Annotated in this window: 28 protein-coding genes, 1 tRNA gene and 3 pseudogenes; 11 read left to right on the forward strand and 21 right to left on the reverse strand. The window is 41.3% G+C overall.

Features of this window, described 5'->3' with window-relative positions; all coding sequences use genetic code 11:
* Positions 1-16 precede the first annotated feature (16 nt).
* From rsmH to GQR42_RS21985, 6 genes and pseudogenes are all read right to left on the reverse strand, one after another.
* Positions 17-889: a 16S rRNA (cytosine(1402)-N(4))-methyltransferase RsmH gene (gene rsmH / locus GQR42_RS21960; RefSeq protein WP_158201614.1), complete on the reverse strand. Its 873-nt coding sequence runs from the start codon at positions 887-889 to the stop codon at positions 17-19.
* A gap of 250 nt (positions 890-1,139) precedes the next feature.
* On the reverse strand, positions 1,140-2,651 hold the full coding sequence (ilvA, locus tag GQR42_RS21965) for a threonine ammonia-lyase, biosynthetic (RefSeq protein WP_158201615.1): 1,512 nt from the start codon (positions 2,649-2,651) through the stop codon (positions 1,140-1,142).
* 523 nt (positions 2,652-3,174) lie between these two features.
* Positions 3,175-3,390, reverse strand: coding sequence for a hypothetical protein (locus tag GQR42_RS21970; RefSeq protein WP_158201616.1), 216 nt, complete (start codon positions 3,388-3,390; stop codon positions 3,175-3,177).
* A complete protein-coding gene (locus tag GQR42_RS21975; RefSeq protein ID WP_158201617.1) occupies positions 3,383-3,643 on the reverse strand; it encodes a type II toxin-antitoxin system Phd/YefM family antitoxin in 261 nt (86 codons plus the stop codon). The genes GQR42_RS21970 and GQR42_RS21975 overlap by 8 nt, the downstream gene beginning before the upstream one ends.
* A gap of 76 nt (positions 3,644-3,719) precedes the next feature.
* Positions 3,720-3,788, reverse strand: a pseudogene (locus GQR42_RS29740) (putative toxin-antitoxin system toxin component, PIN family); the annotation flags it as partial.
* An 88-nt stretch (positions 3,789-3,876) separates the two neighbouring features.
* Positions 3,877-4,914, reverse strand: coding sequence for a fatty acid desaturase (locus tag GQR42_RS21985; RefSeq protein WP_158201618.1), 1,038 nt, complete (start codon positions 4,912-4,914; stop codon positions 3,877-3,879).
* 292 nt (positions 4,915-5,206) lie between these two features.
* Between GQR42_RS21985 and GQR42_RS29640 the strand changes: the two genes are divergently transcribed.
* Positions 5,207-5,341 carry a hypothetical protein gene (locus tag GQR42_RS29640; protein ID WP_257792600.1) on the forward strand — a complete coding sequence of 45 codons (135 nt, stop codon included), beginning with the start codon at positions 5,207-5,209 and terminating at the stop codon, positions 5,339-5,341.
* A complete protein-coding gene (locus GQR42_RS21990; protein ID WP_233271119.1) occupies positions 5,307-6,251 on the forward strand; it encodes a DNA cytosine methyltransferase in 945 nt (314 codons plus the stop codon). Before GQR42_RS29640 ends, GQR42_RS21990 begins: the two co-directional genes overlap by 35 nt.
* Here GQR42_RS21990 and GQR42_RS21995 read toward each other — a convergent pair.
* The 4 genes from GQR42_RS21995 to GQR42_RS22010 all read right to left on the reverse strand — a co-directional run bounded on the left by GQR42_RS21995 (position 6,244) and on the right by GQR42_RS22010 (position 11,386).
* The gene (locus GQR42_RS21995) at positions 6,244-7,002 is read right to left on the reverse strand and encodes an HNH endonuclease (RefSeq protein WP_158201619.1); all 759 of its coding nucleotides are present in this window, start codon (positions 7,000-7,002) and stop codon (positions 6,244-6,246) included. The two genes, GQR42_RS21990 and GQR42_RS21995, sit on opposite strands and share 8 nt — an antisense overlap.
* An 89-nt stretch (positions 7,003-7,091) precedes the next feature.
* The gene (locus GQR42_RS22000) at positions 7,092-8,255 is read right to left on the reverse strand and encodes a pyridoxal phosphate-dependent aminotransferase (protein ID WP_158201620.1); all 1,164 of its coding nucleotides are present in this window, start codon (positions 8,253-8,255) and stop codon (positions 7,092-7,094) included.
* A 57-nt stretch (positions 8,256-8,312) separates the two neighbouring features.
* A complete protein-coding gene (locus tag GQR42_RS22005) occupies positions 8,313-8,606 on the reverse strand; it encodes a hypothetical protein (RefSeq protein WP_158201621.1) in 294 nt (97 codons plus the stop codon).
* A 26-nt stretch (positions 8,607-8,632) separates the two neighbouring features.
* The gene (locus tag GQR42_RS22010) at positions 8,633-11,386 is read right to left on the reverse strand and encodes a DNA methyltransferase (RefSeq protein WP_158201622.1); all 2,754 of its coding nucleotides are present in this window, start codon (positions 11,384-11,386) and stop codon (positions 8,633-8,635) included.
* A 210-nt stretch (positions 11,387-11,596) separates the two neighbouring features.
* Between GQR42_RS22010 and GQR42_RS22015 the strand changes: the two genes are divergently transcribed.
* From GQR42_RS22015 to GQR42_RS22030, 4 genes are read left to right on the forward strand one after another with little or no spacing between them, the layout of a single operon-like run.
* On the forward strand, positions 11,597-12,064 hold the full coding sequence (locus GQR42_RS22015) for a DUF29 domain-containing protein (protein ID WP_158201623.1): 468 nt from the start codon (positions 11,597-11,599) through the stop codon (positions 12,062-12,064).
* 50 nt (positions 12,065-12,114) lie between these two features.
* Positions 12,115-12,270 carry a hypothetical protein gene (locus GQR42_RS22020; RefSeq protein ID WP_158201624.1) on the forward strand — a complete coding sequence of 52 codons (156 nt, stop codon included), beginning with the start codon at positions 12,115-12,117 and terminating at the stop codon, positions 12,268-12,270.
* Between the two features lie 12 nt (positions 12,271-12,282).
* The gene (locus GQR42_RS22025; RefSeq protein WP_002765124.1) at positions 12,283-12,462 is read left to right on the forward strand and encodes a hypothetical protein; all 180 of its coding nucleotides are present in this window, start codon (positions 12,283-12,285) and stop codon (positions 12,460-12,462) included.
* 2 nt (positions 12,463-12,464) lie between these two features.
* The gene (locus GQR42_RS22030; protein ID WP_158201625.1) at positions 12,465-12,740 is read left to right on the forward strand and encodes a hypothetical protein; all 276 of its coding nucleotides are present in this window, start codon (positions 12,465-12,467) and stop codon (positions 12,738-12,740) included.
* Between the two features lie 217 nt (positions 12,741-12,957).
* Here GQR42_RS22030 and GQR42_RS22035 read toward each other — a convergent pair whose 3' ends face one another.
* Complete coding sequence (locus GQR42_RS22035; RefSeq protein WP_158201626.1) at positions 12,958-13,233, reverse strand: MoaD/ThiS family protein; 276 nt, start codon at positions 13,231-13,233, stop codon at positions 12,958-12,960.
* Between the two features lie 106 nt (positions 13,234-13,339).
* Entirely contained in the window at positions 13,340-14,644 is a 1,305-nt protein-coding gene (thrC, locus tag GQR42_RS22040) for a threonine synthase (RefSeq protein WP_158201627.1), read from the reverse strand.
* Between the two features lie 361 nt (positions 14,645-15,005).
* On the opposite strand from thrC, the gene GQR42_RS22045 reads away from it, so the two are divergent.
* Positions 15,006-15,200, forward strand: a complete 195-nt coding sequence (locus tag GQR42_RS22045) for a hypothetical protein (RefSeq protein ID WP_158201628.1) — start codon at positions 15,006-15,008, stop codon at positions 15,198-15,200.
* On the opposite strand, the gene rsmD is transcribed toward GQR42_RS22045, so the two are convergent.
* Entirely contained in the window at positions 15,179-15,724 is a 546-nt protein-coding gene (gene rsmD, locus GQR42_RS22050; RefSeq protein ID WP_158201629.1) for a 16S rRNA (guanine(966)-N(2))-methyltransferase RsmD, read from the reverse strand. The genes GQR42_RS22045 and rsmD overlap by 22 nt on opposite strands.
* A gap of 3 nt (positions 15,725-15,727) precedes the next feature.
* On the reverse strand, positions 15,728-16,405 hold the full coding sequence (locus tag GQR42_RS22055; RefSeq protein ID WP_158201630.1) for a uracil-DNA glycosylase family protein: 678 nt from the start codon (positions 16,403-16,405) through the stop codon (positions 15,728-15,730).
* A 56-nt stretch (positions 16,406-16,461) separates the two neighbouring features.
* Here GQR42_RS22055 and GQR42_RS22060 point away from each other — a divergent pair, with 56 nt between their 5' ends.
* Positions 16,462-16,644, forward strand: coding sequence for a hypothetical protein (locus GQR42_RS22060; protein ID WP_233271120.1), 183 nt, complete (start codon positions 16,462-16,464; stop codon positions 16,642-16,644).
* Here the strand turns inward: GQR42_RS22060 and era are convergent.
* Complete coding sequence (gene era / locus GQR42_RS22065) at positions 16,612-17,568, reverse strand: GTPase Era (protein WP_158201631.1); 957 nt, start codon at positions 17,566-17,568, stop codon at positions 16,612-16,614. The genes GQR42_RS22060 and era overlap by 33 nt on opposite strands.
* A gap of 351 nt (positions 17,569-17,919) precedes the next feature.
* Between era and GQR42_RS22070 the strand changes: the two are divergent.
* A pseudogene (locus tag GQR42_RS22070) lies at positions 17,920-18,192 on the forward strand (DUF6816 family protein); the annotation flags it as partial.
* A gap of 108 nt (positions 18,193-18,300) precedes the next feature.
* Here GQR42_RS22070 and GQR42_RS22075 read toward each other — a convergent pair.
* The 4 genes and pseudogenes from GQR42_RS22075 to GQR42_RS22090 all read right to left on the reverse strand — a co-directional run.
* Positions 18,301-18,417, reverse strand: a pseudogene (locus GQR42_RS22075) (ISNCY family transposase); the annotation flags it as partial.
* A gap of 192 nt (positions 18,418-18,609) precedes the next feature.
* Positions 18,610-20,100 (reverse strand): MFS transporter, encoded by a 1,491-nt coding sequence (locus tag GQR42_RS22080; protein WP_158201632.1) that lies wholly within the window; start codon positions 20,098-20,100, stop codon positions 18,610-18,612.
* 374 nt (positions 20,101-20,474) lie between these two features.
* Complete coding sequence (recO, locus tag GQR42_RS22085) at positions 20,475-21,257, reverse strand: DNA repair protein RecO (protein ID WP_158201633.1); 783 nt, start codon at positions 21,255-21,257, stop codon at positions 20,475-20,477.
* Between the two features lie 68 nt (positions 21,258-21,325).
* Positions 21,326-21,398: transfer RNA gene (locus tag GQR42_RS22090), tRNA-Ala, on the reverse strand.
* Between the two features lie 77 nt (positions 21,399-21,475).
* Here GQR42_RS22090 and trhO point away from each other — a divergent pair.
* The gene (trhO, locus tag GQR42_RS22095; protein ID WP_158201634.1) at positions 21,476-22,288 is read left to right on the forward strand and encodes an oxygen-dependent tRNA uridine(34) hydroxylase TrhO; all 813 of its coding nucleotides are present in this window, start codon (positions 21,476-21,478) and stop codon (positions 22,286-22,288) included.
* Between the two features lie 48 nt (positions 22,289-22,336).
* Here trhO and GQR42_RS22100 read toward each other — a convergent pair whose 3' ends face one another.
* Together GQR42_RS22100 and GQR42_RS22105 are read right to left on the reverse strand one after the other, a co-directional pair.
* The gene (locus GQR42_RS22100; RefSeq protein WP_158201635.1) at positions 22,337-23,884 is read right to left on the reverse strand and encodes a protein kinase domain-containing protein; all 1,548 of its coding nucleotides are present in this window, start codon (positions 23,882-23,884) and stop codon (positions 22,337-22,339) included.
* Positions 23,885-23,941: 57 nt separating this feature from the next.
* Positions 23,942-24,385 carry a shikimate 5-dehydrogenase gene (locus GQR42_RS22105; protein ID WP_158201636.1) on the reverse strand — a complete coding sequence of 148 codons (444 nt, stop codon included), beginning with the start codon at positions 24,383-24,385 and terminating at the stop codon, positions 23,942-23,944.
* 374 nt (positions 24,386-24,759) lie between these two features.
* Between GQR42_RS22105 and GQR42_RS22110 the strand changes: the two genes are divergently transcribed.
* Positions 24,760-25,287 carry a hypothetical protein gene (locus GQR42_RS22110; protein WP_158201637.1) on the forward strand — a complete coding sequence of 176 codons (528 nt, stop codon included), beginning with the start codon at positions 24,760-24,762 and terminating at the stop codon, positions 25,285-25,287.
* Positions 25,288-25,292 lie beyond the last annotated feature (5 nt).

The following is a 25,292-nucleotide window of genomic DNA, read 5'->3' on the forward strand; positions in this document are numbered from 1 at the left end:
CCATTTTTAATTTAAATTAAGAACAGCTTATCTTTTGGGCTATTCTTAGTTTAGCCGAACGAGAACGAGGATTTTTAGCCTGTTCTTCTCGGCTGGGAATAATCGGCTTTTTCGTGATAATTTTCAAGGAATTATCTTCGCGAAAGCCATACTTGATCAGACGATCTTCTAGACTATGAAAACTGATCATAGCGATAATTCCCCCGGATTTTAGCCAGTGGGGGGCTTGATTTAACAATTTTTGCAGAGAATCTAATTCTTGATTAACAGCGATGCGTAGGGACTGAAAAACCCGCGTTGCTGGATGAATACGTCCATAACGGTAACTAGCGGGGACAGAACTAGCGATGACAGATGCTAATTCAGTGGTGGTAGTAAAGGGACGTTTTTGGACGATCGAACGGGCAATCGGACGAGATAAACGTTCTTCTCCGTATTGATAAAAAAGATCGGCTAATTCTTTTTCCTGCCAATGGTTGATAATATCAGCTGCCGTTAGGGATTGACAGCGATCCATCCGCATATCTAAGGCTGCCGTGTGGCGAAAACTAAAGCCGCGCTCGCTCTGGTCGAATTGGGGAGAACTGACCCCTAAATCGGCGATAATGCCATCAAAACTGCTATTTTGTCCATTATAATCGGCGAAGTTCCCCCACCAGAGAGTTAAACGGCTATCTAGATAGGGAGCGAGACTAATTTTAGCCGCTTCTAGGGCGCTTTGATCGCGATCGATGGCGGTTACTATTGTTTCGGGATGGGTTTCTAAAATCAAGCGGCTGTGTCCACCACCCCCTAGGGTAAGATCGAGATAATGCCCCCCGGGTTGAATATTTAAACCAGCGATTAATTCTTGACTCAAAACGGAAATATGGGGAAAATCTTGATTCATCTGCTGATAACTTCCTGAAAATGGCGATTTAACCTAGGGTTTGCGGCAAAAAGTTTGTTAGTGGGGGCAGGGTGTGGGGTGTGGGGTGTAGGGTGTAGGGTTTTACCGATTTTGAGGTAGTCAGTTACCTAATTTTCAGGGAAAAAGTGCCTGAATTTTACCCCCGATCACTCCAATGGTCAGCACTTTTTGAGGGGAAAAAAGTCTAAAAGCCTTATCCAACAAGGTTTTTAGATTTATTCAGCCAACCCTAACCTAAAAATAACTGATAGGCCCGATTTTGGCTTTCATCCCAATAGCGATAACCGAGAGTATCGAGAAAAGCTTGCCATTGATTCATTTCATCGGGGGGGACCTGTATGCCCACGACGATGCGCCCATAATCGGCCCCGTTATTGCGATAATGGAAAACGCTGATATTCCAGTGGGGACTCAGGGAGGCGACAAATTTCATTAAAGCCCCCGGTCGTTCGGGAAACTCGAAGCGATAAAATAATTCATGATCAGCTAAATGCGATCGCCCTCCCACCATGTGGCGCAGATGCAATTTAGTCAATTCATCATCGCTAATATCGAGGGTTTTAAAGCCGCAAGCTTCAAAACTCTCGGCTAATTTCTTGGCATCGCTGCGATTTTCGATCTGGGCGCCGACAAAAATATGCGCTTCTTTTTCATCGGCAATGCGATAACTAAATTCGGTTAAATTGCGTTTGCCGACACATTCGCAAAAACGCCGTAAACTGCCCGGTTGTTCGGGAATAGTCACAGCATACAACGCCTCGCGCCGTTCCCCTAATTCCGCCCTTTCCGCCACAAACCGCAGACGATCAAAGTTCATATTCGCCCCACAAGCTACGGCAACGAGGGTTTTATCCTCAATTCCTTCTCTTTCTAGATAAGCTTTCGCTCCTGCTACCGCTAACGCCCCCGCAGGTTCTAAAATCGACCGTGTATCTTGAAAAACATCCTTAATCGCCGCACAAATATCATCCGTATCCACGAGGATAATCTCATCCACATACTGCTGACAGAGACGAAAAGTCTCCTCTCCCACCTCCCGCACCGCCACCCCGTCGGCAAATAATCCCACTTGAGACAAACGCACCCGATAACCGGCTTTTAGGGATTGATTCATCGCGTCTGAATCCACAGGTTCCACCCCGATAATTTTAATTTCTGGGCGTAAACGTTTGACATAGGCTGCAATACCTGATATTAGCCCACCGCCACCAATAGCGACAAAAATGGCCTCGATCGGTTGCTGATATTGTCGTAAAATTTCCATACCGATCGTACCCTGGCCAGCGATTACCTCCGGGTCATCGAAGGGATGGATAAAAGTTAAGCCTTTTTCCGCTTCTAACTGCCGCGCGTAAGTGTAGGCATCATCATAGGTGTCACCGTGCAGGACGACAATTCCGCCCCGGGCTTTTACTGCGTCGATTTTGACTTGCGGAGTGGTGACAGGCATAACGATAATCGCTTGGGTTCCCAATTGCCGCGCCCCCAAAGCGACTCCCTGGGCATGATTTCCCGCCGAAGCAGCAATTACACCTTTTTGTAACAAATCCCTTGACAAATGCGCCATTTTATTGTAAGCGCCGCGCAGTTTAAAAGAGAAAACCGACTGCATATCCTCGCGCTTGAGTAAAAGCTGATTGTGCAAGCGTTGGGAGAGATTGGGGGCAAGTTCCAAGGGGGTTTCTTGGGCGACATCGTAAACGCGTGCGGTGAGGATTTGAACCAGGTAATCGCAGTACATTATTCTTTTTTGACGGTGGGGATTGGCGAGTCAGGCTAGGATCCAGAATAGATCATCGTCGGTCGGGTTAGCAATAAAGAGCTATCAGCCTTTTAGCTATCAGCCATCAGCTTTTTGCTCCCTGCTCCCTGCTCCTCACTTCCTAATTCATAATTTCTTGAAGCTGAATGAAGATTTAACAAAGAATTGATTGCGGAATTAACCACAGCAGCCACGCGGGGAATTGCCACACTATTACCAGTTAGGGTCTGCTGAAAAAGTTTTCCCTGGGGGCAGGGTGTGGGGTGTGGGGTGTGGGGTGTAGGGTTTTACCGATTTTCAGGTGGTCAACTACCTAATTTTCAGGGACAAAGTACCTGAATTTTCCCCCCGATCACCCCTAGCTAAGGCACTTTTTGATGGGAAAAAAGTCTAAAAGTATTATCCAACAAGGTTTTTAGATTTATTCAGCAGACCCCAGTTAATTTTCGCATAGTTTGATAAGCTGCCCGCGCATTTTACTTTTGCCTCTTGCATGAGTGCCTCATCTCAACAAGCAATTTAAATGCGCGGGCAGCTTACGTCTGGAATAATAGCTCGCTAAATCGCCACTAAGTTTCTCATAAACAGGATAAGATTGATACGGATTTGACTTAAGAATATTTAATAACTCGTTAGCTTGTTTTGCCAACCCAGTACGAGCCAGCTTTTCGGCCTCTTTTTTTGCTTGTTTGGTAAAAACCAACTGCCAATTATCCATTTAAAATTGCTCTGATACCCGCCTCATCCACACAATCTTCAATAGAAGTGTTGCCACCTTCAATAATTGAATCTACCATACCAGGAATAGAATACAAATAAAGGGTTTCTTGAATAGAGTTCCAATCTTCCTCAGCAATTAAAATAGCATTCTTTTTCGTACCAGATAACAAAATCAGTTGATGATTATCATTGGTATCATTCACTAATTCATCAATTTGTTCTTTGGCCTCAGTAACAGTAACAATTTTCATGTAACTATCCCTTAAATTAACAACAAGACTGCAGCCGATTTTAACACAAGTCAAGTATTATTCAGCATAATAGAACCTTTTCTAAGTATTTGTCAAATTTATTTTTACTTATTCTCGTTGCCAATTCTTGATAAGTTGCCTCGCTCTAAAGAATAGTACATTGTTTGTGCTGTCTCGGTGTGAGAGGAGGAGGCAGATTTTGCTGCCGTTTCCTCCTAATGGCTAAGATAGGATCAGTTTTTGCGGTAAAAAACCTTACTGCCTTGGTCACTGACAAAATGACAATTGCGGTAGGAGCGCCAGAGAGATTTGAAAATTGGTTCTTGCGAGACGCGATAATAGTCTCCTAAGACGGGACGGATGGCCTCGGTTGCTTCTTGGAGATGATAGTGGGGAATAGTGATAAAAATATGATGGGCGACGTGAGTACCAATTTGGTGATGGATGGGATTAAAGATGCCATAATCGCGATCGATGGTAGAAAGCGCCCCTTTGAGAAAGTACCAATCTTGACCGCGATACCAAGGAATATCATCTTCGGTGTGGTGTAGGAATGTCACCAAGTCCAACCAAACCACAAAGACGATATAGGGCATGATGTAGTAGTTAAACAGAAACCAAAAGCCGTAGCTAATACCCACCCCGATTAATAGACCTAACATAAAGGTACAGCAAACGGTGCTAGTAATTACCTGCCACCGTTCCGAGGGGCGAAAGAGGGGGCTTTCGGGCATAAAATGGGACCCCTGTTTATTAGGGGAACGACGGAAAAGATAAAGGGGGTAAACAAATAAAATTAGCTGAAAACGAGCTAATTTTTCGTACCAAGCCATATTGTTATACTGGGTTTCCGTGACGGGATACCAACTTTCATCGGTGTCGATATTGCCGGTATTAGCGTGATGGGTGCGATGACTGATGCGCCAACCGTGGAAAGGTACGAGAATGGGAGTATGACTGAGATGACCGATTAAGTTATTTAACCAACGATAACGGGAAAAGGAACCGTGACCGCAATCATGACCGACGACAAATAGGGCCCAAAACATGGTTCCCTGCATAAACCAAAAAAGGGGGAAGAACCATGCTTGATTAATCTGGTAAGTTATCCAGTAAAGTAGGGCAATAATGCCAATATCAAAAAAAAAGTAGGCTAAAGAGCGAAAAACGCTTGATTGGAAGCAACGGGCCGGGATAGCTAGACGGACATCCTGTAGGGTAAAGGGCAAAAATTCTCTTTTTAGGGTGGGTTTAGGTAGGGTTTGGGACACTAGGTTATAACTCAAGGTAGATGACAAGGGCAGTATTGACGAAAGCTGGAGTAGCTCAATTTTTCTGTTTCTCGATGCGCTATCTTTTCTCTATCTCAGCTAGGAGCGGATAAGACCGAGCGATCGAGCGAATTTCGTCTAACTCACTGGAATTTTATTGTAGGGCTTAATGTAACTTAACAAAAGCCCCTAGGGAAAGTTAATCACATTCTCCCCCTGTCTGTCCCCTTGGGTATCTAGTACAATAATATCTGAGAAAATAGATAAGACTCTCGGTTATTCAATCAATATTATGAACCAGTTACCTATTCGTCCAGCTAACAAAAATTTTACCCATAGTTGCTTGACTTTTGCCGATTTTTATGCGGGAATTGGTGGCTTTCGTCTCGGTCTTGAACAAATCGGTTGGCAATCAATGTGTTTTTAGCAACGAAAATAACCCAGATTGTCTGAAAACCTACAATCACAATTTTCATGAATCGATAAAACCGCAAGATGTTGAAGCTTTAATTCCTAGCTTACTTCCCGATTTTGAGGTTTTTTGTGGGGGATTTCCCTGTCAGCCATTTTCCAGAGCAGGACAAAAAAAAGGGTTTCAAGACAGTCGCGGACTAGCTATTCAGGAAATTATCAGAATTTGCCATGAAAAAAAGCCTAAAGTGATCTTTCTTGAAAATGTTAGTAATATCCTGCGCTTAAATCAAGGGCAGATATTAAAAGATATATTAATCCAGTTAAAAGAAATAAATTATCTGGCTTTTTATGCAGTTATCGATAGTAAATATTTCCAAATTCCTCAATCAAGACCTCGCTTTTTTTTATTGGCTTTCCGCAAGGATTTAGGAATTAAAAACTTTCAATTTCCCCAACCTTGCCATGCAGAAGTGGGTATTGAAAAAATTATTGTTCCGGGGGATTATTCAATTCCCATATCGGAAAAATGGCAGCAGTATATTGATTATTACGCGGGCAGAATTACTGCCGAACAATTATCTTTTCAACTGCCAAAAACAAGAATAAGTATTGAAAGGTCAAGTGTTAATGTAGATTATGATAATTGTATTTATCAAATGAGATCTAGTGGCATCCGAGCAATTTCTATCCAAAAACCCTTTCCTACTTTTGCGGTTAGTGTTAGCGGTGGTGGCGCCATGATTCCAGTGTATAGCAAGGAAAGAAGACATTTAAGTCTCTTAGAAATAAAAAGATTAATGGGATTTCCCGATGATTATTATTTTCCTGTTTCTCGCACTGCTGCTATTAAACAACTTTCTAACGCTGTCTGTCCCCCAGTCATTAAACATATTGGTATAAATATTACTAAATCACTTAATTAGCTCGATTTAGCCGGTCTTCAATATTTTCTTGAGTGGGGAAAATAATCTTAGTTACTTCAGGAAAAGCTAAGACGCATTCTGAACATTTATCAGGAGCATAGTTACAAAGATTACAGATTTGCCATTTGCATTTATTACAATAGAAGCAGAGAGCTTTAAAATTGTCATCGGCACTATTTCCACCTTTTTCTACGGGAATCCGATGATCCCAAACTAAACGCACTCGATCCCTAGCATAGGTATTTTGATTGATATTTTCTTTCTTTTTAAGAATTGAGCCACAAAAATTACATTTATTTTTTTGTTGTTCTAATATATTTCTCTGAATTAGAGATGAGGGAGGTGTTCTAATCGGTGGTTTAGCAGTGGTAAAAAGTCGTTGATGATCGGAACTATCTAAAATATATTTTTGACTGCCTAATCTTTTTTGTCCTGGGGGAGCATAAATAAAATTAAATCCTTCTTCATTCCAAAGTTCGCTAAAGGGTTTATTAGCATCAGCATAGGAATCTTGAATTAAATTTTCAGGAATTTTACCCTTGAGTATAGTTTTTGTCTCTTGTAAATTATTGGTCGCATTAGTTAGATCGCTCTCACAACCTTCTCCATACCTAATCAGAGTTAGCAAAGCAGCAATAGTTCTTTTTTTATATAAAATAATTACTCTGTTATCATTAAAAATAATTAAATATCCTTTTCCTTGAAGATTCTTGGTAATTTCCCTAATATCTTCTAACTTGATCCCACTCATCTTAATACCTCTAGAGATTACAGATAATTGGCTGTTAAAACCCAAAAAAAGGGTGAACAAAATTCACCCTAACAGACACAGCAATCATCCTACAAAGTACCGATAAACTTATCAAGGCGATCAAATCCTTTTTCAATCGTCTTCAGGTCTGTAGCATAGGAAAGACGAATACAATCATCAGCACCAAAAGCAATACCGGGGATAGCGGCTACTTTTTGGCTTTCGAGGAGTTTCTGACAAAAATCCCGGGATTTTAAACCAGTTTGACTAATATCGATAAACACATAAAAAGCACCGTTGGGAGTAGGACAATCGAGTCCTGGAATTGCTCGCACTCGTTCTAAAACATACTGTCGGCGCTCGCTAAAAGCTTTGACCATTTCCTCGATGCAATCTTGGGGACTCGCCAAAGCAGCGATCGCACCGTACTGAGCAAAAGTGCAGACATTGGAGGTACTATGACTTTGGATCTTAGTCATAGCCTTGACAATTTCCACCGGTCCTGCTATGTAACCGACGCGCCACCCCGTCATCGAGAAAGCTTTAGCAAAACCATTACTAATAATACTGCGCTGAAAGATTTCTGGACCAAAAGAAGCGATACTGCGGTGAATTGCGCCATCATAGAGGATTTTCTCGTAAATTTCATCAGAAACCACTAAAATATCCTTTTCAACCACAATTTTTGCTAAAGCGGCGATTTCTTCGGGAGTATAGACAATGCCGGTGGGATTAGAGGGAGAATTGAAAACAAATAACTTAGTTTTCGGTGTAATTGCCGCTTCTAGCTGTTCGGGAGTGATTTTATACTGATTCTCTAGGCTAGTGTTCACTATAACCGATTTTCCCCCCGCTAATGTCACCATTTCAGGATAACTCAACCAGTAGGGTGCGGGAATAATTACTTCGTCCCCCGCTTCAATTAACGCCATGATTAGATTATAGAGAGACTGTTTACCCCCATTGGTAACGATGACATTATCAGCATTGTATGCTAGTTGATTATCCCGCAGCAATTTCTCGGCGATGGCTTTTCTTAACCCCAGTTCTCCGGCAGCCGGTCCGTAGCGAGTTTTTCCCTCATCGAGGGCCTTTTTTGCGGCAGCCTTGATGTGAGTGGGTGTGTCGAAATCTGGCTCCCCGGCGCTAAAACTACAGACATCTTCGCCGTTTTTTTTCATTTCCTTGGCCAGAGAGTCGATAGCTAGGGTAAGGGAGGGGGTGACTTGATTGACTCGTGACGCTAGTTTCATAGTATTTTACCCTGAAAGGGCTTTTCTGATGACCTACACAACCTTTAGTATTGTCCATCACCTCGATTGTTCTGGGTGTTTTTTTATATAATCTCCGGAATTGCCTAGATTGGGGATGCGGATGGGGTGTGGGGTGTGGGGTGATGGGGTGTGGGGTGTGGGGTGTGGGGTGTGGGGTGTGGGGTGATGGGGAAGTGGGGTGTGGGGTGTGGGGTGTGGGGTGTGGGGTGATGGGGAAGTGGGGAGGGGGGTGATGGGGTGATGGGGAAGTGGGGTGATGGGGTGATGGGGAAGTGGGGTGATGGGGAAGTGGGGAAATTGAACTAAAACCCCAAAACCCCAAAACCCCAAAACCTGTCTCCTGTCTCCTGTCTTCGTTATTGAGGATTTTTTCTTTTCGTGGTTTTTTGTTTGCTGGTAGAGAGTAGGGGAGCGGTTAATTTTTCATAGAGTTCAAAGAGGTATTCAATACGGTTTAATTCACTGGTGAAAGGTTGGGGACGATAACACAAATCAACGGCTTTATCGAGTTTTTGGTGAGCTTTGAGCAGGTCGGGAGGCATGGTTAAAGGATCGTATAAATCCGCAAGGCTACTATCAGGATATTTTGCCCTCGTATCTAGCACAGCTTGAGCGCAAGTTTCAACGGTTTGTTTTTGTTTGTCGGTGATATTTTCTGGAAAAGGAAAATTATTATAAACAATATCTTTTGAGTAACGATAATCACTTTTTAATCTTCCACACACATATTTAACCCATGCCATGTGCATTTCTGAAGTAAGAATACCAAATAAATATAGATTGGCATTAGGAATTAATAAAACTTGATCATTACCAATCACATTTTTATTCATAAAACCTATTGGAATATATTTTCTTCTTTCAGATGAAACACGGGGAACAAGTAAATAATTCGTTTCGGGTTGTGCTATTTGACAGAATAGAGTAGGTGTCGCCGCAAATTTACGAGTAGAAGCAGCTTTACTTTTTAATCTAAAATTTTTAACCTTATCTACTCTTTTTATAACTTCTGGTAATGTCTTTAATTCATTGGGAGAAATATCAACTAACCAGAGACAGTAGCGACTATAACCATTAATAAATTCTTGCGCTCCTGTATAAGGTTTAATCCATTTTTCTGCCTTCGGCTCTAATTTTAAAAATTCTTCTTTTTCTGGTTCTGTAAAAATAAAATTACCACCATCTCTTGGCATACTACCAAAACGCATTAATGGAACATTAGATAAAGGAAAACTCCGGTTATAAATAATGATATCACTTCCATCAACCAAATAGGGATTAATATTATTAGACTGAACAACTAATGATTCACCTTGAATATCTTCATAATCAAATAGGATTTTATTTGTTATATTAAAACTTGCAAAGCCAATAATAACACAATGAACTGCGGCGTTTCCTTTTGCTTCATTACTCCATTTAAAAGTACGATGGGCAAAATGAATTTTTAACTGATATTTTTGAAAAAAAATATTCCAAAGTAAGGCAACTTGCTCACCTTGAGATATAGAATTTGTGGAAACAAAAGAAACCCTGATTCTATTGCCTTGAATTATTTTAGCAGCTTTAATATACCATGCACACACATAATCTAAAACGCCTATTCCTTTCTCACCGTCGAAAACATAAGCCATATCATTCCTTTGCTCATCGTTCATAATCATCGCACCAACAAAAGGAGGATTTCCTAAAATAAAATTGAGCTTCTCTTTTGATATAAGTTCCTCCCAATCAATCCGTAAGGCATTTCCATGAACAATCTTTGCCGATTTTTTTAATGGTAAACGCACAAAATATTGACCAAAAGTATTACTAACTTTAATATTCATCTGATGATCAATTAACCACATTGCCACCTCTGCCACCCTCACTGCAAACTCATCGTATTCAATACCCGCAAACTGATTAACATCTACCTGAATAATGGTACTAATATCTGTTACTAACTGCCCCGTTTTATCTAACTCCTGTAATACCAAAATCTCTAAATCTCGTAACTCCCGATAGGTAATAATTAAAAAATTGCCGCAACCACAGGCAGGATCAAGAAAATATAAATTAGCAATCTTTTTCTGAAATTCTAGTAATTTATTGCGATTGCCTTTAATCTTCTCAAATTCTCTGGATAAATCATCTAAAAATAACGGTTTAATCACCTTTTGAATGTTCTTCTCGGAGGTATAATGCGCCCCTAAATTGCGTCGTTCTTTTGGATTCATTACCGCTTGAAACATAGAGCCAAAAATAGCAGGGGAAATTTTTCCCCAATCAAAAGCACAAGCTTCTAATAACATGACTCGCATCTTGCTATCAAAAGCCGCTAAAGGTAACGACTCCTCAAATAACTTGCCATTTATGTAGGGAAATTGAGTTAAATTCTCATCGAGATTTTTTAATCTTTTTTCTTCTGGTGTATTCAAAACCTGAAAAATAGAGGCAATGTGCATCGCCAAATCACTGCCATCTTCTTTGGTATGTAGATCAATATATTCCCAGAAAATTCCCTTATTAAAAATACCCGTATCATCGGCAAATAAACAAAATAATAAACGCACCAGATAAACTTCTAAATCATGCCCCATATAACCAATTTCTTTCAGGCAATCATGAAGTTTTCCCATTAACTCGGCTGCTTGAAGATTGACAGCATCTTCGTCTTTATAAACTCGCTTTTCGTAACCAGCAATAAAATCAAATAAATGAACATTATCAACAAAATTACTTAATTCAAATTCCCATTGATTACCCGCATCTAAATCATATAAGTTAAACCGTTGAAAATCCGATACTAAAATATAACGCGGTAACTCATGTTCCTTTAAATTGGGGAAATAATCCTTAGCCTGTTCTGTGGCTTTTTCTAAATCTTTCCCTTTCGATTTATGCTCAACTAAAATCGTTCCTTTCCATAGCAAATCTATAAAACCCTGCTTATTATCTGCTTTTTTGATCGGTTGCTCAAAACTGGCTACCCTACGCCGTGAAATGCCAAAGACATGAAAAAAATCATTCCAAAAAAATTGAGATTCTGCCTTTTCTGAAGTCTCCCCTTGCCACTCTTTTTGAAAAGCGATGGCGCGATTTTTAATTTCATTCCAACTTAAAGGCATAGTTTTAACTCCTTATCTTTCGCCGGTTTGCTCAAAGATAGTAGAAAATGATGTAGGGAGCCATAGGCAGTCAGCAAGGGATACAGATATTTTCCATTTTAGGTGATTTTTTGGTAAACTACAAGGGAAGCTAGAAATTAGCAACGCCTTGAGAATTGTATCCGCTTAGTTATCCGTGCAGTTATTGACACGAACGAACAACTTATCACTATGTCCAAGACTCTCTACGAACAAGATTTTCAATTGTGGCTCGCAACAACAATTAATCACCTACAGAAGCGGGAATTTGCTGCGCTGGATACTGATAACTTAATTGAGGAGTTAACCGAGTTGGGAAAATCGGAAAAAAGAACTTTAGAAAGTAATTTGATGATTCTTTTGGCTCACTTGCTCAAATTAAAAGTACAGCACGACGCACCGCCATCAATGAAGGATAGCTGGTATTGTTCTATTATTGAGCATCGTCAGCGCATTCAGAAAAACTTACGCGATACTCCTTCCCTTAAATCCTATCTAGAAACTGCTATCGAGGAAGCTTATCCAGATGCTCGTCAAGTGGCAATTAAGGAAGGGAAACTCGCTCAATTTGGTGTTCGGATTCCCCCAGAAAATGATTATCCTCAAATTTGTCCTTTCTTGCCAGAGCAAATCTTAGATGAGAACTTCTATGGCAATTGACTAGAGGAAATAGTTAAGAAAAAAGTTAAATTTCAATTTTTGCATTACTCATGACTCGACTAACTCCAATCCAAATTGACAAAAACACTCTAATTTATATAGAGTCCACCGATAACCTAGAAATTCCTGCCGAGACATTAGGAACAGAGGTAAGAATTGCTAAAGGGGTAATTTCTATACCAGATGATTTAAAATCATCACAATAATTATTGAGAAAAGTGGAACCTACAGAAGAACAGTATCTTGTCTTAAATGCCCTTGAAACTTTGGGACTCCTGCTCTTTAGAGTCTATGATGAAGATAATGGAGCTTGGCTAATCATTACTTCTAGTCTAACATTGCCCAGATCATACTTATTGCCTAATGGCGAAATTATTCCCCTAGAATGGATGCTTTAACCATGAAAAAACCGACAGAACTTCAACAGCAAGAATACGAAAGAATTGGCGAAATTGCAGCCAAAGGAAGACAGCGTTATCTAGAAGCAGGAGGCGACCAAAAAATCTGCCCTAGCGGAAGAAAAGGGAATGATTATTTAACCGATGAAGAACGTAAAGAAATTTTACAATTAGCCCGTCAGGTTTTTGGCGTTCAGATTAGAGATGACCAAGTTTACTGTCAAGGACGGACTTGGAAAATATCCGATAAAAAAGTCTCAAAAGATACCGAAAAATGAACTATATATTGCTAGTGTAGAACGTAGGTTGGGTTGAAGCATGAAACCCAACGCCCCCATGGGTTACGAAGTGCGCTAACCCATCCTACAAACAAATAATTCTGCCTCCCTACTTAAATGCGCGGGCAGCTTAGAACTTACCTGAATAAAAGCCCCCAGAAAACATCACTTTCTAGGGGTTTAATTATAATTGACGGAAAACAAACTTATGGGGAGGTTAACCTCCAGCTACCGCAGGAACGATACTGACTTCATCGCCATCTTTTAAGGGGGTTTTTGTCCCATCGAGGAAGCGAATATCTTCACTGTTGACGTAGAAATTTAAAAAGCGCCGGGGTGCGCCATCTTCATCGCATAAGCGGGCCTTAATACCGGGGAAACTTGCTTCTAAGGATTCGATTAAATCACCGACACTACTAGCACTACACTCGATGGTAGCGTTATTTTCTGTAAATTTTTGCAGGGGAGTAGGAATGAGAACTTTTACAGCCATAGATATCAAGGAAAAAGTGGAAAGGACAGTAAGCTGTCCGCGAATTTAAATTGCTTGTGGAGATGAGGCAAGAGGATAATCACCCAATCATCCCCGAACATCAATTCTAGACGAGAACCTGTTGCCATTCGAGGCGTTCGAGGGTGCGGGAACGCTCCAGGGCCCGTTCAAAGCTGTCTAATTTCGGTTCGATTAACAGGGGTTCACCGATATAACCCTGTACCGCTTCTTGGGTTTTTAGACCATTACCGGTGATATAAACGACCGTGGTTTCTTCGGGGTCGATTTTACCCGCTTCTACTAATTTTTTCAAGACAGCGATAGTCGTACCGCCCGCGGTTTCTGTGAAAATGCCTTCCGTTTCTGCCAAAAGTTTAATACCTTCGATAATTTCGGCATCGGTAACGGATTCAATATTACCGCCGGTTTTACGGGCAATATCAAGGGCATAAACACCATCGGCGGGATTACCAATAGCGATCGATTTGGCGATAGTATTGGGTTTAACTGGGGCGACAAAATCCCGTCCTTCCTTGAAAGCTTGGGCAATGGGGGAACAACCCTCCGCTTGAGCGCCACTAAAACGCACTGCTTTATCTGCTACCAAACCGACTTTGACGAATTCTTGGAAGCCTTTATAAATCTTGGTAAAGAGGGAACCACTGGCTAAAGGTGCGACAATATGGTCGGGTAGTTTCCAGCCTAATTGTTCAGCCACTTCAAAGCCTAAGGTTTTGGAACCTTCGGAATAGTAGGGACGCAGATTGATGTTGACAAAACCCCAACCGTAGGTATTGCCCACTTCTGAACAGAGACGGTTAACCTGATCGTAATTGCCTTTGACTGCCATGACCGTGGGATTATAGATTAGGGTGCCGAGAATTTTACCCGCTTCTAAATCAGAGGGAATGAAAACACAACAGTCTAAACCGGCGTGAGCGGCAATAGCGGCGGTGGAATTGGCCAGATTTCCCGTACTAGCACAGGAAACGGTGGTAAAACCTAATTCTTTGGCCCGGGTAAGGGCGACGGATACCACTCTATCTTTGAAGCTGAGAGTGGGCATATTGACGGCATCATTTTTAATGTAGAGGTTTTTTAGACCCAAGCGCCGGGCTAAACGGTGGGATTTAACTAGGGGAGTCATACCCGTACCCACATCGATAGGATTTTCACTTTCCACCGGCAAAAAGGAACGATAGCGCCAGATGGAATTGGGACCTGCTTGAATGCTTTCTCTGGTAACGGTGCGACGGATGAGGTCGTAATCGTAGTCCACTTCTAGGGGGGCAAAGGTTTCTTCGCAGATATTCAGCGCTTTCAGGGGGTAGGAAGTCCCTCCTTCCTTAGAAACCAAGCGGGTAAAGGTGGGGATGAATTTTGAGGTTTCGATGTTTGTCGCTAGGGTCATGATTTTCCTGTCTTGCCGTCAACTGATGTACAAGCATCCTATCACTGGCAAAATCTTGGTGTCAAATATACCCGATAAAAATAGTCGGGTATAAATTTATACAAAAACTAGGGGATAAACTGGGGAGAAGGAACGTTTAAGTGGAGATGATTAAGCTGCCTTGTCAGGAAACTTCGGTGTAGTTTTAGGTCAAAAAAAGGACTAGGAGAAGGGATTTAAGTTTTTGAGGATGCTATAACCTATTTACTGCCAGTTTTATCGAAATAAGTCATAATTTTCGTTTAAATAGCTTAAACAGGGGGCGATTAACTGCGGTTGCCAGAAAGTTTCTCGGTGTTGCTCAGGATGATTGTCAAGAAAAGTGACAAATTATGTGATTTTGTTGAGAAATAATAATTTTTCCAGACTGCCCAATAAAATTGACCATTTTCGGCAGGAGTCAGTAGCCGGTCGTCAGGAGTTAGGAGATTGCTTTTATTTATTCTCCCCCCACACCCCACACCCCACACCCTACACCCTCTTTCAAGTCAGTGGTCAGGAGATAACTGCTTTTTGATAAAAAGTTAACGTAGTATTGCCGTAGCGTTTCTGACGACAAATGGTTAAACCTTCTAGATTAATTGCTTGCCAAGATTTGGGATTATGTTCCACGGCAATTTCCCCCAGAGAATCTAATAAATTAGATTGAGAGATGGCAGTTAATACCGGTAAATATAACCCGCTTTCGTAGGGAGGGTCAAAATAAATTAAATCAAAACTTTTCCCCGCTAAAGTGGCTAACTTTGTTACCACATCTCCCCGAATTACTTGGAATTGCTGGTGAGAAGTGGCTAAATTGCGCCAATTTTCCTTGATAATTTCGCCAGCGCGTCCTGATTGTTCAATTCCGATTACTAGACTCGCACCTCGACATAAAGCTTCGGCACCCATGGAACCATTACCCGCACAAAGATCCAACCAACGACAGCTGGATAATTTCTGTTGCCAGATATTAAATAAAGCTTCTCGCACCCTTGCTGTCGTCGGACGGGTTAATTGTCCTGCTAGGGTTTTTATGGGACGATTGCCGTAAATTCTCATCGGTTAAAAGGCAAATTCAGTTAATCTTTTTTGTAATAAATCAGGAAAAAGAGCATAGTATCTTTGATTGAGAGGAGAGGGATGGGGGAGAGGCAATAAAGTCACTTTTTTTTGCTGTTTTAATCCATCTTCATCGGTAGCGGTAAGGGTAACTAGGAGTTTTTTGGTAAAGCGTTCTTTATCAAGATAGAATTTATCTACTTCTTTGGGTTTACCGTAGGGTTCAAACCATTTAAAAGCTTCCGTGCCAAGGGTAATGATATGATCACCTTGCCAATAAAAAACGAGCAGTTTTTCTATAAATGGACGAAAACGATCTTTCACTTCCCCAGAATAAGCTTTATTACCCGGGGGTTTGTAGGGAACTGTATTAGTTAGGAAAATTCGATCGCACACCGATAATAACTCTTGACGATCATGGGATTTTCTCCCCTGCCAAGCTTGAAAAAATCCCTCTCTTACCATTCTACCGGCAGCCCCGATCAAAGGTTGTCCCACATACACTTCATCTCGTCCTAAATCCCGGCCAAAAAAGCATAACTGACTAGCAAGATTACCAGCATACAAAACCGGTTCAAAAGGGTCTTTTTTTGCCTCTTGGTAAATTAGGATATCGATGGGAAAATCCTCTTTTTTTGCCTCTTGGTGTACCTGTTTAATTAGGGTTTTAATATCGGTCATTTCAGTTATCAGTTATCAGTTATCAGTTATCAGATGTGAGTTTTCAGTTATCAGATGTGAGTTTTCAGTTCACTGATTACTGTTTACTGATCACTGAAAAAAGCTTCTCCCCACACCCTACACCCTACACCCTACACCCTACACCCTACACCCCACACCCTACACCCCACACCCCACACCCCACACCCCACACCCCACACCCCGATTCACTCCTCGGTGCGATAGCCAAATTCTGCTAAAAGTGAGCGAGATTGTCGCCATTTCGGTTCTACCTTCACAAATAATTTTAAATATACCTCCCCAGCGATTAACTTTTGAATAGCCGATCGAGCGGAAGAGCCGATCGCTTTTAACATACTGCCATTTTTACCGATGACGATCCCTTTTTGGGAAGCTCGTTCCACGTTAATGGCGGCAAAAACCTTGGTTAAAGCGGGAGTTTCCTCGACGCGTTCAATCACCACCGCCACAGAATGGGGAATTTCCTGACGGGTTTGCAGTAAAATCTGTTCACGGATTAATTCGCCCATAATAAACCTTTCCGGTTGATCGGTGACTAAATCGGGGGGATAGTAATAGGGACCGACTTCGAGGGAATCAATTAACAGATTTTGCAATGCTTCGATTCCCGTCCCCTCCAGTGCCGAAAATTTGAGCAGAGACCAGTTATTTTCCGCCGCCAAGGTACGATAACTATCGTCGAGAGGTTGCAGGTCTTCCGGTTGCTGATCGGCTTTATTTAGCCCTAAAATCGTGGGAGTTTGGTTTTTAGTCAGTAAATCGGCAATATAGCGATCGCCACTGCCCAAAAAATTGCTACTATCGACAACAAATAAAACTAAATCTACAGAATTTATGGCGTTTTCAGCATTTTTAACTAAAACTTTGCCTAATTCGTGATGGGGCTTGTGAATGCCGGGGGTATCGACAAAAATCATCTGGGAGCACTCGCTGGTGACAATGCCGCGTAAACGGTTGCGGGTAGTTTGAGCGATGGGAGAAGTAATGGCGATTTTTTGTCCCACTAATTGATTCATCAGGGTAGATTTGCCCACATTAGGACGACCAATAATGCCAATAAAACCCGATTTAAAACCAGTCGGTGCGATGGGAATTACTGCCGAATCCAGATTAACGGCTTGAGAGTTGATAAAATCGTTCATAACTAAAGAATATTACTTAAAAAATATTTTTACCCATGCAATGGATAATTTTGTTCTTGTTAGTATTGATTCTCGGCTGTAGTAACCATTTGTAATTATCTATAGCAGGAAATTTAAGCGATCGCTTAACTAATTAGGGTCTGCTGAATAAATCTAAAAACCTTGTTGGATAGGACTTTTAGACTTTTTTACCCTCAAAAAGTGCCAGCCATTGCGGGGATCGGGGGGAAAATTCAGGGACTTTTTCTCTGAAAATTAGGTAATTGACCAGATGAAAATTGGTAAAACCCTACACCCTACACCCCACACCCCACACCCTACCCCCACGAGAAACTTTTTGCCGCATACCCTAATTATCCTCCCCGGATGACTAAACCGGTGGTTAGTTTTGCCGGCAGAGATTTAGTTTATCCCGATTGGATGGTGGGCAACTGGACCGTCACCATGACCCTAATCGATTTAACCGCTCCTCTTGCCCCCCAGATTACCACACCGGGCTTTGAAAGTAACCGTCGTTACCTAGAAAAATCGAGCGAGTTTCCGGTGAGATTCATCGAGAAAGCTATGTCGAGAGCGATAAATTCTGCCTTTTTATCCACCACTATCAGTAAACCATCAATTGTGGGTACTGATTTTATTGTAGTGATGGAGGCTTAATGCTTTGCTTTCTTGGGCATTGTAGTCATGGATAAAATACCAAAGTAGCCTATACTCAACGGATTTAGTATCAATTAATTGTTTGGTATCGGGAGAGATAGTTTTATTAGTGGGATTGATCACAAACGGTTGACCACAATCTTGACATTAACGTTTGGGTTTACCATTATCAATAGAACCATTCTTGATAGTATCGACAAGCGACTCACCTCGCTCGAAACCCGTTTAGAAGACTGGAAACCCTTGGTTCGCTCGCCACTCGCTCGAACCTTAGAAACTCCTAACAATCTTTTGGTAAACTCAAACAAAATGAAGTAATTAATCATCTACCTGAAAATTATCGGAGCTTTCTTTTCACTGATTACTGATTACTTAAAAGTATCTCTAATCTTTAGATAAATTGCGAGAAACATACCAAGTAAAACCACCGCCGATAACTGCCATAACTGCTAAAGCTAATAATACCGGTCGGAGTCCGAATTGAGTTTCGGCGATACCCGCGACAGCTAGGGGTAAAGAGAGGGCAATATTAACGGCATTATTTTCTAAACCAAAGACTTTACCGCGCATTTCGGGGGGTGTATCTGCCTGTAGGGTAGTTTGCATGGGAACCCCGACTAAAGCGGCAAAAATCCCTAATAAAGCGGTCATAGCGAAGGCTAAAATTAAACTCTTTGTTGCTAGAGATAAACCGATTAAAGCTGCCGCCATACCCAGGGAACCCCAGAGACTTAATTGGGTGTGGGAGAATTTTTGACCCCAATAACCCAAGGTAATCGCACTAACTGCCATTCCTGCACCACAGGAGGCTAATAAAAAGCCGAATTGAGAAGCTTTTAACCCGGGTAGTTTTTCCGCCATACTGACGGCTAATACCGATAGAGCAGCAAAAATACAGAATAAGATGACTAATTGAATCAGGGCGTTACGAACTTTATAATTTTTGTTGAGGTAACGAATGCCGTCGCGGATATCCTCCCAAACATGGGGCTGTTCTGCGGTAGGGATAACATATTTTTCGCTAGTTCGCAAGATAATTAGAATTAAACCGGCAATTATATAAAAACTACCGACAATCATCACTTTGCCAATATCAAATTGTCCGGCTCTCGTGCCGAAAATGCTATCAGCAAAAGCTAATAGAGGTTCACCGATGGCAAAACCGATAATTAATACTGCCATGGTGGTTAAAGTGTTGAGGGAATTTGCGGGCAGAAGATGACGACGTTTTACCACCAATGGCAGGGTAGATTGTTCGGCAGGGGCAAAAAATTGGGTTAAGGTGGAGACAAGAAAAGTAATGACTAACAATAGGAAAAAACCGAAGGGTAAGTTAAATTCTCCCTGTAGCCGGTAATGCCAATTTCTTAAACCGTCAGGCAACCAACCGAGGGGAACGGCTAAAGTTTGCTCGCGCACTAACCATAATAATAGAGGAATGACGAGGACAAAAGCCCCGCGTAAAAGGTTAGAAATAACTAAAACTTGTTTTTTTAACCATCTATCAACATATACACCCGCCACCGAACCCACTAACACCGCCGGAATTGTATTAGCAATCATTATCGCCGATACCCAGCCGCTAATCGATTGATCGGCTTCTTGGTAATGGGTGGCAATTAGGGAGATCATCAGGACTAAATAGAATTTATCCGCTAATTGGGAAAAAATTCCCCCCGCCCAGAGAATGAGAAAGCGCGGGTTTTTTAGCACTGGGGTAAAACCCTGACTAGGATTGGATTTGGGCGCACGTTTAGGCAAGCGGTTCATGGTTTCTGTGTCGGATTGCCTCGGTGAGGAATCGGAAGAATTAAAAACAGGAGTGGGGGAGGCACTAGACGTAGCGTCGCTAGTTTCTGAGTCAAACAGTTGCATTTTGACATCCTCGCCGCCCTAAAAGTGCGGCGATTCCTAAACCTCACGATTTAAGTTTCTGCTTCAACCACCGTTGCATACCACGGTTAAAAAACCATGTACTGTCTTACACAAAGTCCACAGACTTTCGCTCCCTTTCAGAAGCCCGATTCCGTGTGTCCCACGGTACGATTCTGACTAAACGCTTCTTGTACTTGTTGCGCGCGACTTTTTACCCGGACAAGCTTTTCTGAACGGAACCCCCTAAGCCGAGTTTTCAAGGTGCTGTCCGCCCACTTGGTTTTCGAGACGGTCTTTTTAATTCTAACGTAAAGCCAACCTAGAACGGCGGGGTTTCCCACCCAAAATTTTCGATGATGATTTTTGCTATCTGTTTAAAATTCTAAGGGAGATAAACCCTCAACTAATGCCGAGGAGCGAAAAGTTTTTCCCAGATGATATTGAGTATAGCGGCGCAGCAGGCGATCGAGGTTAATCCAAGCTAGTTCTGAGGTAAGGTGTTCTTCTGGGGGAAAATCGGTTTTTCCTAGGCATTGCAGTAATTGCATTTCTTGCAACGTCAGTTTACTATCGATTTTGGGCGGGTTGATTGTTTCTGTTAGGGCAGCTAGATCTATTATTCCCCCTGCCTCGAAACTAAATCCTAGGCAATTGTCCCCAATTAAAGCTTTTCCCGTCAACAGGCAGTTATGGACTTGCGGCACTAAGCCGGCAATTATTAAGAAATGAAAAATTGCTTGACAAAGGTAGGGAAGTATGTATTCATTCTCGTCGAGGACTTCAATTCTGGCCAGATGGCTGCAGATTAATTCGTATAATTCCCTCTGGGGTTGTTCGCTCAGGGCGATCGCCAAAACCAGTTCACAGAGGTATTGACTAACGGTGAGTTTGGCGAGATTTTGACTTAATTTGGGGTAAGATTCGATAGTTTCAGCTTGAACGACCTTATCTAGGGATTTTCCTGCGACTATCAATAGATTATTGACCACAAATAGTTCACTTCTCCCCCGGAGGGAAGATTTATACTTGCGCGCACCGGGAGCGATGGCTCTAATTAAACCATATTCGGCGGTCAAAATAGTTAAGAGGCGATCGGCCTCTCCGAAGGCCATTCCTTGCAGATTGATTCCAGTAGCTTGATAGGTACGAGACATCATTTAATAATTAACTAGCTAATTGTTTCCCCAAGAAGACTGGAGCTAATCACCAAGCAAAGGGGAAACTATGGAGGTTAGCGGACTCGAACCGCTGACATCCTGCTTGCAAAGCAGGCGCTCTACCAACTGAGCTAAACCCCCGATCTGGTTTTTAAGACACTCTCGTTATTATAACCTATAGTGAAAAATATTACAAGTAAATTTTCCCTTTCCCTGCCATGTCTTATCTAGTCGCCACTTTTTACCAGTTTGTGGCTTTGTCAGATTATCGTCAAAAACAGCCAGAAATACAAAAATACTGCCAAGAAAGAGGAATTAAAGGAACTATTCTTCTGGCAGCCGAGGGGATTAACGCAACGATCGCCGGAAACCGTCAAGCGATCGCAGAGGTGATTAGTTGGTTAAAAACCGATACTCGTTTAGCGAATCTAGAGGTGAAAGAGTCTGTTTGCGATTATTTGCCCTTTCAACGCTTAAAAATTCGCTTAAAACAGGAAATTGTGACTTTTGGTCAACCCAAGGCTAATCCTCTCGAAAAAACAGGAATTCATCTCAAAGCTGAACAGTGGAATCAATTGCTGAAAGAGCCGGATGTGGTAGTTATCGATACTCGTAATAATTATGAAGTGGCGATCGGTACTTTTGCGGGAGCGCTTAACCCGGAAATCCAGCATTTTCGCCAATTTCCTGAGTATATTCACGACAATTTTGATAGTATTAACGATAAAAAAATAGCTCTTTTTTGTACGGGGGGAATTCGCTGTGAAAAGGCGGCAGCTTTTTTATTAAATCAAGGCTTTTCTCAAGTTTATCAGCTAGAGGGAGGTATTTTGAAATACTTAGAAGAAGTTAGTCCAGATCAGAGTCTTTGGCAAGGAGAATGTTTCGTTTTCGATCAAAGAGTGGCAATAACAGCTAATTTAGAGGTAGGACATTATGAAATGTGTCCCGCTTGCGGTCATCCCATCGATGAAAAAGATAAACAGTCCCCCAATTACCGAGCAGGAATATCTTGTCCCTATTGTAGTTAATTTTATCCTATCGTCCCGCTCCCATCTCCCTACTTTTCTAGGTTATGGTTACTGTTTCTTGCGGATTTGTGTACCAGAAATCATGTCATGAAGGGCGCGTTTTTTCTTTGTCCATGCTGCCAGTAAAAAGCCCAAATATAAGGGAGCAGTGGAGAGAAATTTTAGTAAGTAGCGGCGATTGGCTCTTGCAAAAGATATGCGTCTTCCTTCGCTATCGGTGACAGATAAATCAAAAAACATTTTACCAATGGTGGCTTTAAAAATATATTCTAAGAAAACATAATATAACCATTTAATAACTATTCCTAAACCAAGAGCAGTCAGGATAGCAATATGTTCGTGAGTAAAGTTAAGTTTGGCTTGAATATTATAGATAATTGCCGCTATAAATAAAGCAAAACCGATAATTGTTGTTCCAGCTGCACTTAATGCTGCCGCATAGTAAACCCAGATTTCTTTGGCTATATAAAAGTTAAGATTTAAATCTTGAAAAGTTGACCATTGTTGTAAGCGAAAACAGATATAACCACCTAATAAAGCGGCGATAATAAGAACGATAAAAGAATCAATTAAAGAAGCTTTGAAACGGAGCCAAAACCCAGCATAACTGGGAGAAATTGCAGCGAGTAAAGAAATAAGTGCAGGGTTGGGAATAGGAATAACTTTAGTTTTTTCAGGAGAAGAATTTTTAGTGTTTTTAGTCTGATGGGGATTAGCTTTAATATCAGTAATAATTTTGAGCAAAGTTTTAGTATTTTTAGGTCGATCAATTGGTTTTTCTGCCATTAAATTATCGATAAAATCTGCTAATCGAGCAGGGATATTTGGCGCATATTTACGCCAATTAAATTCATTGTTATTAATATTATAAATTTTCGGATCACTGGGTTCTTTACCAGTTAACAAAAAGACGAAAGTTTTGCCCAAAGCATAAAAGTCTGATTGGGGGACTGAGTGACCAAGAGATTGTTCAGGAGGAGCATATCCTGGGGTATAAATTCCCGTATTTTTACCTCCTGCAAGGACGGTTTGAGTGACTTGTCGCGCTGCCCCAAAATCAATTAAAACTAATTGACCATCGGGTTTTAAGATAATATTAGAGGGTTTGATATCGCGATGATAGAATTTATGTTTATGAACTTCGTGGAGAATATTAGCTAACTGAGTTAACCAATCCAAAGCGAGATGATAATCAATCGGTTTAAATCCTCTTTGTTTTTGGTATTCTTCTAAGTCAATACCAGCAATTTTCTCCATAACTAAACAGTGTAAAGCAGTTTGACTCTCCCGGGGATGATAAATAAAATAGTTTTCTCCTTTGGGAATACCGGGGTAATTTAATTGTTTTAAAAGATTAGCTTCCTGTTGAAATAAATCAACAGCTTTGCTGGAATCGTAGGTAAGAACTTTTAATACTTTGGGTATTTTATGTTCATCTATCACTTCATAGGTATTACCAAATCCACCTTTGGCACTCAATAAATTTGTGACTCGATATTTACCATTTAAAAGCAAGTCGGAACCACAGGATTGACAGTAACGACTCTCCGTGATACTTTTCGGTTTAGGACAATGAGGATTAATACAAAAACTCATGGATTTTATTGGTAGATTACAAAATAAACTTGATGATTAAAATATTCACCGATATATTTAAGGTTTGTTGCCAAGAAAAAAGCCGCGCAATCCCAAAGTTACCACGGCACTTAAAAAAGCCACAACCATGGGGATGATCAGAGATTTAAACCCTTTCAAGTCCGCAATATCTTTAACTAGGATTGCATAACTATCTTCGACTTTTTCCAGTCGTTTATCCATTGTTTCAAATTTCTGATCAAGAGTTTTAATATCTCCTTTGATTTCTGTGACTTCCACCTTTAAATCATTAACATCTTTTTGGAGACTGTCAAATTTTTGATCCATATCTCTTTGGAGACTGTCAAATTTTTGATTAACATCTCTTTGGAGACTGTCAAATTTTTGATTAACATCTCTTTGGAGAGAGTCAATTTTCTGATTAACCTCTTTAATGCTATCTTTAATTTCTTTGAGGACGGATTCAAGGGAATAGGTAACGGTTTCGCTAGTTTGTGTCATAATTAAAACCCTCTGGTCGATATAGCCAAATATAATTAGGTTATGCTAAAAAAGTTTTTCGTTGGTGTGGGGTGTGGGGTTTTAGCCATTTTCAGGGGAAAAGTCCCTGAACTTTCCCTCTGACCCCTCCAATGGCCGGCACTGTTTGATTTCAAAAAAGCCTAAAGATATTATCCAACAAAGTTTTTAGATTTATTCAGCCAGCCCTAATTATTCCCCTATTGCCTATTGCTAGGGACTAAGGACGATTATGCTACCGAAAAAATTCCATTGTGGCCAGAGAGCGGTTATGGTAATTTAAGAAAGCGATCGGGGAACTCTCACAGGGAAGATCCCGACCCTAGCGAGGGAGTGCCTGTTTAACCGTCTGTCCTATGTACAAGTCTATTACTGTTTTAACGCTGCTGACGGGAATTATCGCCGTTGATGTGGTTTTTGCTCAATCCACTGTTCATCTTCCCATCACAGTTAAACAGGGAGAATCCTACGAAGGATTATTGACTAGAGCATCGCAATTAGCAGAGAAAACTATCATCAGTCGTTTTAATCAACAACAGGGTCTTAATAAAATTGATTTATTAATAACGGCCGAAAAATCAGGGGCGATCGCACCTCTCCTGGCGGTGAAGGTGTCCCGTCAAGATTGGTTTGGCAACCCTAATATTCAACGCTGGACGAATGTTTTTCCCTTTGGCAAAGATATCCTCGGTTTTAGCTCTCCCACACCTGTCGTCACCCCGAAAAGTCCCCCCGCTGCCGTTAATCCCAGTCCATCTCCAGCACCATCTCCGGGTGCTACCACTCCTCCTCCTCCCCCTGCTTTACTCTTCGAGGATGAGCCGAATAATGCTCCCCAAATTCCTATTCCTAACCAAAGATTAACCAGTCCAGCTAATCGTTAATTGAT

It is taken from the genome of Microcystis aeruginosa FD4 (genome assembly GCF_009792235.1).
GTDB lineage: Bacteria > Cyanobacteriota > Cyanobacteriia > Cyanobacteriales > Microcystaceae > Microcystis > Microcystis viridis.